Here is a 13,580-nt window from a genome sequence, read left to right as displayed (position 1 = left end):
CTGGGGTGTGCTCCTTACAGCGGTGCGGGGTGCGGCGGTGGGGGGCGTGGGGGCGCCGGGGTGAGCGCGCTGCGGGTCGGTCACGAGGTCTCTAGCTCGTTGTCGAGGTAGCCGAAGAGCTCGTCGTCGGTGGCCGCTTCGAGGTCGGAGCCCGGGTCCTCGTCGGCGTCGGTCCGGGGGGTGTGGCCGCCGGCGCGGGTGTCGCTCCAGCGGGCGAGGAGGGCACGCAGCCGCAGGTCGACCTGGGTGGCGGTGCCGTCGTCCGCGACGTCGAACAGGGCGTGTTCCAGCCGGTCGAGCTGGTCGAGGAGTCCGGTTTCGGGGGCGGGTTCGCCGCCGGGCAGCAGGGTGAGCAGGTGGCCGCTGATGGCGGCGGCCGACGGGTGGTCGAAGACGAGGGTGGAGGGGAGCCGCAGTCCGGTGGTCGTGGTGAGCCGGTTGCGGAGTTCCACGGAGGTGAGCGAGTCGAAGCCGAGGTCGCGCAGGGCGCGTGCCGGGTCGACGTGGCGGCCGGGGGCGTGTCCGAGTACGGCGGCGATCTGGGTGCTGACGAGGTTGAGCACGGTCTGTTCGCGGTCGGCTGCCGGTTGGCGGGCGAGGGTGTCGGCGAACGTTTCGGGTGTGCCGTGGTCGGCGCCGTTGGCGCGCCGGGCGGGGGCCGCCCTGACGAGGCCGCGCAGCACGGGCGGCAGGGTGCCGTCGGTGGCCTGGCGGCGGAGGGTGGCGGTGTCCAGGAGGACGGGGACGAGGGTGGGCCGGTCGTCGTGGAGGGCGGTGTCGAGGAGTGCGAGGGCGTCGGCGGTGGGCAGCGGGCGGATGCCGGTGCGGCCGAGCCTGGCACGGTCGCCGGCGTCGAGGCCGGCGGTCATGCCGCTGGCGGCGGCCCACATGCCCCAGGCGAGGGAGACGCCGGGCAGGCCGTGGGCGTGGCGGCGTTGGACGAGGGCGTCGAGCGCGACGTTGGCGGCGGCGTAGCTGGCCTGGCCGGCGCTGCCGAGGATGCCGGCGGCGGAGGAGAAGACGACGAACGCGGTGAGGTCGGCGTCGCGGGTCAGGGCGTCGAGGTGGCGCAGGCCGTCGACCTTGGGGCCGAGGACTCGGTCGACGCGTTCGGGGGTGAGGGCGGCGAGCACGCCGTCGTCGACGACGCCGGCGGCGTGGACGACGGCGCCGAGCGGCCGGTCGAGGTCGGCGAGCAGTGTGGCGACGGCGGCGCGGTCGGCGAGGTCGCAGGCGGCGACGGTCACGTGGGCGCCGACGGCGGCCAGTTCGTCGCGGATCGTTTCGGCGCCTTCGGTCGCCGGGCCGCGGCGGCCGACGAGGGTGAGGTGGCGCGCGCCGTGTGCGGTGACCAGGTGGCGGGCGACGAGCGCGCCGAGGGTGCCGAGGCCGCCGGTGACCAGCACGGTGCGGTCGGGGTCGAGGCGGGTGGCGGGCCGGTCGCCGGTGTGTGTCCGTTGGTCGTCGGTGGTGGCGCGCGCCAGCCGGGGCGCGGTCGACTGGCCGTCGCGTAGGGCGAGTTGCGGTTCGTCCGTGGTCAGGGCGGCGGGCAGGGCGCGGGCGCTGGCGGGGGTGCCGTCGAGGTCGAGGAGCGCGAGCCGGCCGGGGTTCTCGGTCTGTGCCGAGCGGAGCAGGCCCCAGACGGCGGCGTGGGCCGGGTCGGGGGTCTCGGGGTGGGTGGCGTCGCGGGTGACGAGGACGAGGCGGGTGTGTGCGGTGCGGGGGTCGGCGAGCCAGCGCTGGGTGAGGGTGAGGGCCCAGGTGACGGCGGTCCTGATCGGGTCGTCGGCGGTGGGCCGTGCGGTGGGGTCGGCGGGGTCGGCTGGTTCGGTGGGGCGGGGGCAGGGGGCGAGCAGCTCGGTGACGCCGTCGAGGTGGTCGAGGGCGGTGTCGAGGTGGTCGAGGGCGGTGTCGAGCCCCGGGGCGGGCGCGGCGTTCCGGTGTGCGGGGTCGGCGGGCAGGGTGGGCAGGTCGAGGCCGAGGTGGTCGGGGCCGAGGACGGCCGGTCCCGCCGGGGTCGAGGTACGGGGCGCGGTCGCGCCGTGGGGTGGGGCGGCCGGTTCGACGGGGACCCAGTCGAGGGCGAACAGCGCGTGCCCGGTGGGGCGTTGTTCCCGCTGGTCGTCGGGGAGCAGCTGGAGGGCGTCGACGGTGACGGCGGGCCGGCCGGCCGGGTCGGTGAGGGTCAGCGCCCCGGTGTCGGGCGCGGCCGGGGACCAGCGGGCCCGGAGCGTGCGGGCGCCGACGGCGTGCAGCCGCGCCCCGGCGAAGTGGTGCGGGACCAGCCCGGCGGCGTCCGGCCGGGCGGCTTCCAGGGCCGCGTCGAGCAGCGCGGGGTGCAGGGCGAAGCCCTCGTCGCCGCTCTCCGCCGGCAGGGTCACCTCGGCGTAGCGGTCGCCGTCCAGTTGCCAGACGGCGCCGGTCGCGTGGCCGTCGTCGGCGGCGGGGGTGGCGCCGGGCGGCGGCCAGGCCGTCGGCTCGGCGGTGTTCGGCGCCGGGGCGCCGGAGGCGAGGGTGCCGGTGGCGTGTTCGCTCCAGCTGTCGTCTCGGTCGGCGTCCTCGGGCCGGGAGTGGACGCGGATCGGCCGGGTCCCCTCGGTGTCGGGGCCGACGGTGACCCGCAGGGCGAGTCCGCCGCGTTCCGGCAGCTCCAGCGGGGCGCGGACGGCGAGTTCGGTCACCGTGTCGAGCCCGTGGTCGGCCGCCGCGTGCAGCGCGAGGTCGAGCAGCGCGGCGGCGGGAACGCGGCGGCGGCCGGCGAGCCACGGCTGGGTGCGGGCGGCCAGCCGGCCGGTGAAGACGGTGCCGGCGCCGTCGGGCAGCGCCACGGCCGCGCCCAGCAGCGGGTGGTCGCCGGTGGCGACGCCGAGGGCGGCGGTCGCCCCGCCGCCGGCCGGGGCGACCGCCGCCGTCAGCCAGTACCGCTGGTGCTGGAAGGAGTAGGTCGGCAGGTCGACACGGCGCCCGCCGGCGGCGAACGCGGCGGGCAGGTCGAGGGCGGCGCCGCGCACGTGGAGCCGCGCGGCGGCGTGCGCCAGGGTGTCCGTCTCGGGGCGGTCGGCGCGCAGCGTGGGCACGAACACCGCGTCGGGCGCGTTGTCCTGGCCCATGGCGGCGAGCACCCCGCCGGGTCCGACCTCAAGCAGCGTGGTGGCGCCGCGCGCGGTGAGTGAGGTGACGGCGTCGGCGAACCGGACGGGCTGCCGCACGTGCCGGACCCAGTACTCGGGCGAGCCCCACTCGTCGGCGTCGGCCGGCCCTCCGGTGAGGGTGGAGACCAGGGGCAGGGTCGGCGCGTGGAAGGTGACCGACTCCAGCACCCGGCGGAAGTCGGCGAGCATGGGCTCCATCAGCGGCGAGTGGAAGGCGTGGCTGACCCGCAGCCGGGTCACCTTGCGGCCGTCGGCCTTGAGCCGGTCGGTGAGGTCGAGGACCTCCAGCTCGCGGCCGGAGAGGACCAGCGAACGGGGGCCGTTGATGGCGGCGATGCCGACGTGTTCGGAGCACTCGGGGGCGATCTCGTGCTCGGTGGCCTGGACGGCGATCATCACGCCGCTGGCCGGCAGCGCCTGCATCAGGGCGCCGCGCGCGGCGATGACGGCGCAGACGTCGGGCAGTGTCAGGACGCCGGCGACATGGGCGGCGGCCAGCTCGCCGATGGAGTGGCCGGCGAGCGCGTCGGGGGCCAGGCCCCAGGACTCCCACAGCCGGTAGAGGGCGACCTCGACGGCGAGAAGCGCCGGCTGGGCGAACTCGGTGCGGTCCAGCGCCTCGCGGTCGTCGCCGAAGACGATGTCGCGCAGCGGCACCGGAAGCAGCGGGTCGAGGTGGGCGAAGACCTCGTCGAGGGCGTCGGCGAAGGCGGGGTGCGCCCGGTACAGGTCGCGGCCCATGCCGACGCGTTGCGAGCCCTGGCCGGAGAAGAGGACGGCGAGCCTGCCGCCGTCCGGCGCGCCGGCGACGACCGAGGGGTGGTCGTCGCCGGCGGCCAACGCGTCGAGCCCGACGCGCAGTTGGTCCCGGTCGGTGCCGAGGACGACCGCGCGCCTGTCGAGCGCGGCGCGGCCGGTGGCGAGGGTGGTGGCGACGTCCGCGGGGGCGAGTTCGGTGCGGGCGTCGAGGGTGGCCGCCAGCCGGGCGGCCTGGTCGCGCAGCGCCTCGTCGGAGCGGGCGGACAGCGGCCAGGCCAGGGGCCGCACGGCGGGCTCCGTGGCTTCTGGGGCGGTGGGGGCTTCTGGGGTGGGGGGAACGTCGGCCTGTTCGAGGATGACGTGGCCGTTGGTGCCGCTGACGCCGAACGCGGAGACCGCGGCCCGCCGCGGCCGGCCGGTCTCCGGCCAGGGCCGCTGGTCGGCGAGGAGTTCCACGGCGCCGGTCGTCCAGTCGACGTGGCGTGAGGGCGCGTCGACGTGCAGGGTGCGGGGCAGCACGCCGTGCCGCAGGGCCTGCACCATCTTGATGACGCCGGCGACTCCCGAGGCGGCCTGGGTATGGCCGATGTTGGACTTGAGGGCGCCGAGCAGCAGCGGCCGGTCGGCCGGCCGGTCCGCGCCGTAGGTCGCGAGCAGCGCCTGTGCCTCGATCGGGTCGCCGAGCCGGGTGCCGGTGCCGTGGCCCTCGACGGCGTCCACGTCGTCCGTGGTCAGCCCCGCGTTGGCGAGGGCGGCGCGGATGACGCGCTGCTGCGCGGGCCCGTTGGGGGCGGACAGCCCGTTGGACGCGCCGTCCTGGTTGGTGGCGGAGCCGCGGACGACGGCGAGCACCTGGTGGCCGTGGGCGCGGGCGTCGGAGAGCCGCTCCAGCAGGATGAGGCCGGCGCCCTCGCCCCAGCCGACGCCGTCGGCGGCGTCGGCGAAGGGCTTGCAGCGGCCGTCGGGGGCCAGGCCGCCCTGCCTGCTGAACTCGGCGAACGGAGTGGGTGCCACCATGACGGCGGCGCCGCCGGCCAGCGCCATCGCGCACTCGCCCGAACGGAGCGCCTGCACGGCGAGGTTGAGGGCGACCAGCGCGGAGGAGCAGGCGGTGTCGACGGTGACGGCGGGCCCGCGCAGGCCGAGCGTGTAGGCGATGCGGCCGGAGACGACGCTGAGCGCGTCGCCGGTCAGCCGGTAGCCGTCCATCTCGGGGGCGGCCTGTTCCAGGCTGCCGGCGTAGCCCTGCGGGGAGGCGCCGACGAAGACGCCGGTCAGGCTGTCGCGGGCGGTGGACGGGTCGATGCCGGCCCGTTCGAAGGTCTCCCAGGCGAGTTCGAGGACCTGCCGCTGCTGGGGGTCCATGGCCAGCGCCTCGCGCGGGGAGATGCCGAAGAAGTCGGCGTCGAAGCCGCCGGCGTCGGCGAGGAAGGCGCCCTCCAGGGTGCGGCTGCGGACCTCGGCGCCGGCCTCGGGCTCGGCGCCGGTGTCGTCGTCGGTGTCGGCCGGGTAGAGCCGGTCCGGGTCCCAGCCCCGGTCGTCGGGGAAGGGGCCGACGGCGTCCCGCCCTTCGAGCACCAGCGACCACAGGTCCTCGGGTGAGGCGACGCCGCCGGGGAAGCGGCAGCTCATGGCGACCACCGCGATCGGCTCGTGCGGGTCGCGCGGCGCGGCGCCGGCCGCCGCCGGGGCGCCGGTGGGGCGTTCGCCGGCGACCACGGTGCGCAGATGGCGGGCGAGCGCGTCGGGCGTCGGGTGGTCGAAGACGACGGTGGTGGGCAGCCGCACGCCGGTGGCCGCGTTGAGGCGCTTGCGGACCTCGACGGCGGTCAGCGAGTCGAAGCCCAGCTCGCGGAACGGGCGGTCGGGGGCGACCGCGTCGGGCCCCTGGTGGCCGAGGACGGCGGCGGCGTGGCCGCGGACCAGGTCCAACAGCAGCCGGTGCCGGTCGGGTTCGGTGAGCCCGGCCAGCCGGTCGGCGAGCGCGCCGCCGGCGGCGGGCCCGGCGGCCGGCTCGGGCGCGGCCAGCGCGGCGACCGCCGGCAGGTCGCCGATCAGCGGCCGGGCGCGGGCGGCGGCGAAGCCGGGGGCGAAACGCTCCCAGTCGATGTCGGCGACGGTCAGCGTGGTCTCGCCGGCGGCGACGGCCGCGGCGAGCGCGCCGACCGCCAGGTCGGGCCGCATGGGGCGCATCCCCCGGCGGCGCAGCTGCTCGTTGAGGTCGCCCGCGGCCATGCCCTCGCCGGCCCACATGCCCCAGGAGACGGAGGTGGCGGGCAGCCCGGCGGCGCGGCGCTGCCCGGCGAGCGCGTCGAGATAGGCGTTGGCGGCGCCGTAGGCGCCCAGCTCGCCGCTGCCCCAGACGGCGGAGCCGGAGGAGAACAGCACGAACGCGTCGAGTTCCCGTTCGGCGGTCAGCGTGTGCAGCCGGTGGGCGCCGCCCGCCTTGGCGGCCAGGGCGTGGGCCAGGTCGCCGGTGGTGGTGTCGGCGAGCGGCAGCGACGGCACGGTGCCGGCGGCGTGGAAGACGGAACGGACGGGGGTGCCGTCGCGGTCGAGCCGGTCGAACAGCTCGGTGAGCGCGGCCGGGTCGGCGGCGTCGCAGGCGGCGACGGTGACCCGGGCGCCGAGCGCGGCCAGTTCGGCGGTCAACTCCTCGGCGCCGGGCGCCTCGGGGCCGCGGCGGCTGGTGAGGACGAGGTGCTCGGCGCCGCTGCCGGCCAGCCAGCGCGCGACATGGCCGCCGATGGCGCCGGTGCCGCCGGTGATCAGCGCGGTGCCGGTGGTCCGCCAGGCGGGTGCGGCGGCCGGGGCGGGCGCCTGGGTGAGGCGGCGCGCGGAGACGCCGGAGGCGCGGATCGCCAGCTGGTCCTCGTCGCCCTGGCCGGTGAGCGCTGCGGCGAGCCGGGTCGCCGCCCGGGTGTCGGGGCTTTCCGGCAGGTCGACAAGTCCGCCCCAGCGGTCGGGGTGTTCCAGGCCGAGGGAGAGGCCCAGCCCCCAGGTCGTGGCCTGCGCCGGGTGGGTCGGCTGGTCGGAGCGCCCGGTGCCGACGGCGCCGGTGGTGGCCAGCCACAGCGGCGCGGTGACGCCGGCGGCGCCGAGCTCCCGGATCAGGGCGAGGGTGGCGGACAGCCCCGAGGGGACGGCGGGCGCCTCCGGGTCGGGCGTCTCGTCCAGCGCCAGCAGGGAGAGGACGCCGTCGAGCGGCCGGTCGGCGGCGGGCAGCGTCGCGGGGGTGCCGTCGCTCTCCAGGACGACGGCGCCGTGGGTGCGGAGCGCGTCGACGGCCGCCGCGTGCCACGGGTGGCGCGTGGTGGCGGGCGAGCTGACGAGCAGCCAGGTGCCGGTCAGCGCGGGCGGGCCCGCGGTGGGCAGCGGGCGCCAGGTGATCCGGTGGCGCCAGGCGTCGACGGTGGAACGTTCCCGGTGCCGGCTGCGCCAGTCGGCGAGGCTGGTCAGCACGTCGGTCAGCGGCGCGTCGGCCGGCACGTCGAGGGTGGCGGCCAGGTCGCCGCTCTCCACGGCGGACCAGAACGCGGCGTGCGCCGGGTCCTCGGCGGGGGCGGCGGGGCCGGCGGTGTCCTCGATCCAGAACCTGCGGCGCTGGAACGGGTAGGTGGGCAGCTCGACATGGCGTCCGGCGGGCACCACGGCGTGCCAGTCGAAGGGCAGCCCGGCGACATACGCCTCGGCCGCGGAGAGCAGGAACCGGTCGAGGTCGCCGTCGCTGCGGCGCAGGGTGCCGACGACGACGGCGTCGCTTTCGGTGGCCTCCAGCGTCTCGCGGATGCCGAGGCCCAGCACCGGGTGCGGGCTGCACTCGACGAACGCGCCGACGCCGCGGTCGAGCAGGCCGCGGGTGGCGTCCTCGAAGCGGACGGTCTGCCGCAGGTTGCGGTACCAGTAGTCGGCGTCCAGCTCGGTGCCGTCGACCCACTCGCCGGTGACGGTGGAGAGCATCGGGACCCGGGCCGCCGCGGGCTCGATGCCGGTCAGCGCGGCGGCCAACTCGGCCTGGATGGCCTCGACATGGAACGAGTGGGAGGCGTAGTCCACCGGAACGCGGCGGGCCCTGATCTCCTCGGCCGCGCAGCGCTCCACCAGCTCGTCCAGCGCGTCCGCGTCACCGGCCACCACCACCGAACCGGGACCGTTCACCGCCGCGACCGAGACCCGCCCCTCCCACCGCTCCGCCAGCAACTCACGCGCCCGCTCCACGGACAGCGCCAGCGACACCATGCCCCCCTGGCCGGACAGCGCCAGGATCGCCCGGCTCCGCAACGCCACCACCCGGGCCGCGTCCTCCAGGGACAACACACCCGCCACATGCGCCGCCGCGATCTCCCCCTGCGAATGCCCCACCACCGCCTCCGGCTCCACACCGAACCCGCGCCACACCGCCGCCAACGACACCATCACCGCGAACAACGCCGGCTGCACCACATCCACCCGCTCCAACGAGGCGGCGTCCGCCAGGACGTCCCACAGCGACCAGTCGACGTGCGGGGCGAGGGCCCGGGCGCAGGCGTCGAGCGAGTCGCGGAAGACGGGTGACGCCTCGGCGAGCGCGAGGCCCATGTTCAGCCACTGGGAGCCCTGCCCCGGGAAGACGAACGCGACCTGGCCGACCGGGCGGGCGACGCCGACCGCGACGCGGGCGGACTCGGTGCCGCCGGCCAGCGCGGTCAGCGCGTCGGCGCCGCCGGCGACCACGACGGCGCGGTGGTCGAACTCGGCGCGGGACAGCAGGGTGCGGGCCAGGTCGGCGGGCGCCAACCGGGCGGCGTAGGGGGCGAGTTGGGCGGCGTGGTCGCTGAGCGCGGCGGCGTCGCGGGCGGTGAGCACCAGCGGCGCGGGGGCCGCGCCCGCCGGGGCGTCCGTCGCGGCGGGGGCCTCGGCCGGGTCGGGCTCGGGGGCCTGCTCCAGCACGGCGTGCGCGTTGGTGCCGCTGATGCCGAACGAGGAGACGCCGGCCCTGCGGGGGCGGCCGGTCTCCGGCCACGGCGTGGCCTCGGTGACCAGCTTCACCGCGCCGGCCGACCAGTCGACGTGCGGGGTGGGCTCGGTGATGTGCAGGCTCTGCGGCAGCGTGCCGTGCCGCAGGGCGAGGACCATCTTGATCAGGCCGGCGACGCCGGAGGCGGCCTGGGTGTGCCCGATGTTGGACTTGACCGAGCCCAGCCACAGCGGGTCGCCGGTGCGGCCCTGGCCGTAGGTGGCGAGCAGCGCGTCCGCCTCGATGGGGTCGCCGAGCCGGGTGCCGGTGCCGTGCGCCTCGACCGCGTCGACCTCGGACGGCGAGACGCCCGCGTTGGCCAACGCCTGCCGGATCACGCGGCGTTGGGCGGGGCCGCTGGGCGCGGTGAGGCCGTTGGACGCGCCGTCCTGGTTGATGGCGGTGCCGCGGATGACGGCGAGCACCGGGTGGCCGTTGCGCCGGGCGTCGGAGAGCCGCTCCAGCAGCACCATGCTGGCGCCCTCCGCCAGGCCGAAGCCGTCGGCGCTGGCCGAGAACGCCTTGCACCGGCCGTCGGGTGCGAGGGCCCGCTGCCGGCTGAACTCGACGAACATGCCGGGCGTCGGCATCACCGTGACGCCGCCGGCCAGCGCGAGGGGGCACTCGCCGCGGTTCAGCGACTGGACCGCCAGGTGGAGCGCGACCAGCGAGGAGGAGCAGGCGGTGTCGACGGTGACGGCCGGGCCCGCCAGGCCGAAGGTGTAGGAGAGGCGGCCCGAGGCGACGCTGGCCGTGTTGCCGGTCAGCAGATAGCCCTCAAGGTCGGCCGGCGCCTCGTGCAGTCGGGGCCCGTAGTCCATGGTCATCGCGCCGAGGAAGACCCCGGCGCGGCTGCCGCGCAGCTCCCCCGCGTCGATGCCGGCGCGTTCCACCGCCTCCCAGGCGACCTCCAGCAGCAGCCGCTGCTGCGGGTCCATCGCGAGGGCCTCGCGCGGCGAGACGCCGAAGAACTCCGGGTCGAAGTCGGGGACGTCGGCGAGGAATCCGGCCTCCCGCTGGTAGTAGCCGCCGGCCCGTTCGGCGTCCTCGTCGTAGCGGCCGTCCAGCTGCCAGCCCCGGTCGGTGGGGAACGCGGTGACGCCGTCGCCGCCGGCGGACAGCAGCTCCCACAGGTCCTCGGGCGAGGCGACGCCGCCGGGCAGCCGGCAGCTCATGGCGACCACGGCGATCGGGTCGTCGTCGCCGGCCGACGGGAGGAGCACCGGCTCGTCCTCCTCGGCCGGTGCGCCGCTCAGCACCCGGTCCACGAGTCGGGCCAGCCCCCGGCAGGTCGGGTTGTCGAACACGGCGGAGATCGGCAGCCGCAGCTCGGTGGCCGCGTTCAGCAGGTTGCGCAGCCGCACGGCGCCCGCCGAGTCGACGCCGAGGTCGAGCAGCGGGGCGTCCGGGTCGGCGGTCGCGTCCGGGCTCCCGCCGGCGACGGCGGCGACCTGCGCGCGGACCAGGTCCAGCAGGAAGCCGGCGCGGTCGGGCGCGGCGGCCAGCCGGTCGGCCAGCGAGGGTGCGGGGCCGGCGGGCGGCGCGGCGCCCAGCGGGTAGCCGGGCAGCGGCACGGCGCGGGCGTCCCGGTCGGCGAAGACCGCGGGCCAGTCGGGGTCCACGCCGTGCGCGTGCAACTCGGCGAGCGCGGTGGTCAGTTGGGCGAGCCCGCCGTTGTCGCGGCGCAGGGTGCCGACGACGGCGGCCGGCACGTCGGCGTCCTCGGCGGTCTCCTGGACGGCGCGGGTGAGCACCGGGTGGGGGCTGGGCTCCAGCAGCAGGCGGTGGCCGGCGGCGAGCGCGGCCCGGGTGGCGCGTTCGAACTCGGCGGTGCCGCGCAGGTTGCGGCACCAGTGGTCGACGGTGAGGGCGGCGGGGTCGACCCGGCCGCCGGCGGTGGCCAGATAGAGCGGCACGTCGGTGGGGCGGGGCGCGATGTCGGCGAGGTCGGCGCGCAGGGTGTCCAGCACCGCGTCGACCTGGCGGCCGTGCGCGGCCAGCCGGATGGCGATGCCCCTGGCCTTGACGCCGTCGGCGGCCAACTCGGCCAGCAGCGCGTTCGCCGCCTCCTCGGTGCCGGAGACCAGGACAGAGCCGGGGGCGTGCACGGCGGCCAGGTCGAGGTCCGGGTAGCGCGACAGCCGGGCCCGGGTCTCGTCGGCCGAGGCCAGCACGGACAGCATCACGCCGCGTTCCAGCAGCGCCACCTGGGCGCCGCTGAAGCGGGCGACCGCGCGGGCGCCGTCCTCTACGGTGAGCGCGCCGGCGACGGTTGCCGCGGGTATCTCCCCGACGCTGGAGCCGATCACGGCGTCGGGCGCCACGCCCCAGGAGCGCCACAGCGCGGACAGCGCGACCATCACCGCCCAGAGCGCGGGCTGCCCGACCTCGGGACGGTCCAGCGACGGCGTGTCGACGGCGCCCCGCAGCACGTCCAACACCGGCCAGTCGACGTGGGGTTGGAGTGCGGCGGCGCAGGCGTGCAGCCGCTCGGCGAACACCGGTGAGGCTTCGAGGAGTTCGGCGGCCATGCCGGGCCACTGCGGGCCGTGCCCGGGGAAGACGAAGGCGACGCCGCCGGCCGCGGGCCGGTCGGGGCCGCCGAGGGCCAGGCCGGGCACCGGCCTGCCCTCGCCCAGCGCGGTCAACTCCTCGGCGAGCCGGGCCCGTTCGGTGCCGACGAGCACGGCGCGCCGGCCCAGGGCGGGCCGGGTCGTGGCCAGCGACCACGCGAGGTCGGTGAGCGGCGGGGCGGGGTCGGCGGTGAGCAGCGCGGCGAGTTCGGTGGCGCGTGTCCGCAGCGCGTCGTGGCTGTGCGCCGACACGGTCACCGGGACGGGCGGCCCGTCCGGCGCGGCCCGTCCGGGCCCGGGACGTCCCACCCGTATCGCGGTGTCGACCAGCTCGGGCAGGTCGGCGGGCCAGTCGGTGTCGGCGCCCAGCGGGTAGCCGAAGGTCTCGACGCGGGCCAGGTCGGCGCTGGCCAGCACGGCGAAGGCGCCGTCGGCGCCGACCAGGGCGCGGGTGCGGGCGCCGGACCGCAGGTCGGCGAGCGCGGCGGCCAGCGGCTCCGGGCCGGTCAGGCGCGGGCCGCGCAGACCGAGCGCGTGCGCCAACGCGGCGGCCGGGTCGTCCGGTTGACCGTGCGGTTCCGTGCCGGCGGTCGGGGGGTGCACCAACGGGACGGCGGTGGCGGATGAGGCGTCCTGACTGCCCGTCAGGGCATCGCCGTGCGCGGCGGGTTGGCCGGTCGGCCCGTCCGCTTCGCCCGTCCGGTCGAGGGCGGGCGCGGCCAGGTAGACGCCGATGGAGGCGGGGTCGTCGGCGGCGAGTCCGGCGTCCTCGCAGGCCCGCCATGCCGCAGCCAGCTCCGCCGCTCGCTCCTCGGGCAGCGGCAGGCCGGTCAGCTCGGCCAGGGCGCCGGGATCGTGGTCCGCCCGCGCCGGAGCGGCGGGGGCGGCCCCGATGACGACGACGGTGTGGGTGTCCTCAAATCCGGATTCGCGCATGGCAGCCTCTGCCCTCGTCAGTCGTCCACCAGAAACGAAACACACGTACGATTGGCCCGCTTTTATTCGGCGCCGACGCTGAGACAACGGCGGCAATATAAGGCCAGTTCTGCTCGCGTTGTCAACACGAAGTGAGAGCGGGTTGGTTCCGGAACGCGACGCCGACTTTGCCGCCACGGACCCCAGGTCAGGAATACCCGAGGGATGCCGCACGACGCGCGGCGCAACATCCGGACTCACCTAATTTACTCCGCGGACTTGCGGATTTAACTCATCTTTCGAAGCCTCCCCGGGGCGCCGGGTGCGCTCTTGTCACCACCACGACGGGGCAAGGCGCACGAGGCGTGAACCGCGGCCGACTTCCGGGCGACGCGATGGAAACCGCCCGTCAGAGGGTTGTCATATGCCACGCACATGGGCCTCGTTGACCTGCCGCGAAAATCCGGTTCACCTGGTGACCCGGACTTCACATCCGCCCCGAACCCGGACCGCACAGGAGCGGCACGCCTCGCCCTCCATGCCGGCGCGTGTCCCGAACGCCCGGGATACGACCGGATACGCCGCCGCCCGGCGCGGAACCGGTTCACCGGATGAATTCCCGGTGTGTCATGGATGGCCAGGACAGCCCGCGAACCACGCCGCTGAGCTGTGGGAACCGCCGCCCCTCCCGACCTCGGCCGCCCCTCGGGCACCCGCGGTCGGCACCGTCGCCCACCGCCGTGGCGCCGCGCGCCGCCGAGACCGGGAAAACCCGGCACCGACGAGACGGCGAACTCTCTGGAAAGGTACCGAAAACACCGCGCGGTGCGCATGGGGAAAGACGTCCCAGAGGGGAAGCCATGCACCGCGAGGTCGCGAATTATTAAGCGGTGTTACCGGGCCATGTAATCTGCGCGGCCTACTCGGCACCGCCACGGCGGCGCACGCCTGCAAGCACTCGAACCCTGGTCACGGGTCACAGCACTTTGCCCCCCTTTTCATGGACTCTGCGAACCGAACGGCTCGACACAGATGGTCAAGGGAACGACGCTCCACGCGGACTCATTGACCGCACGGGCGAATCGCGCAAGTCCGGAGGATAGTCATGCCCGCGATCTTGCGCCTGTCTCCACGGTATCCGCATGGGCGTTGCCCGCGCCAGGCACTCTGCCTGTGGCTATGGTG

At 76.5% G+C, this 13,580-nt stretch carries 1 protein-coding gene; it reads right to left on the bottom strand.

Annotated elements, in window-relative coordinates:
* Positions 1–80 precede the first annotated feature (80 nt).
* Entirely contained in the window at positions 81–12,416 is a 12,336-nt protein-coding gene (locus FH715_RS04715) for a type I polyketide synthase (RefSeq protein WP_139640945.1), read from the bottom strand.
* Between the last annotated feature and the right edge of the window lie 1,164 nt (positions 12,417–13,580).

The sequence above is a fragment of the Streptomyces sedi genome (assembly GCF_006335015.1).
GTDB lineage: Bacteria > Actinomycetota > Actinomycetes > Streptomycetales > Streptomycetaceae > Streptomyces > Streptomyces sedi.
The sequence above is the reverse complement of the archived record's forward strand: the minus strand, read 5'-3'. Positions and strand labels throughout refer to the sequence as shown.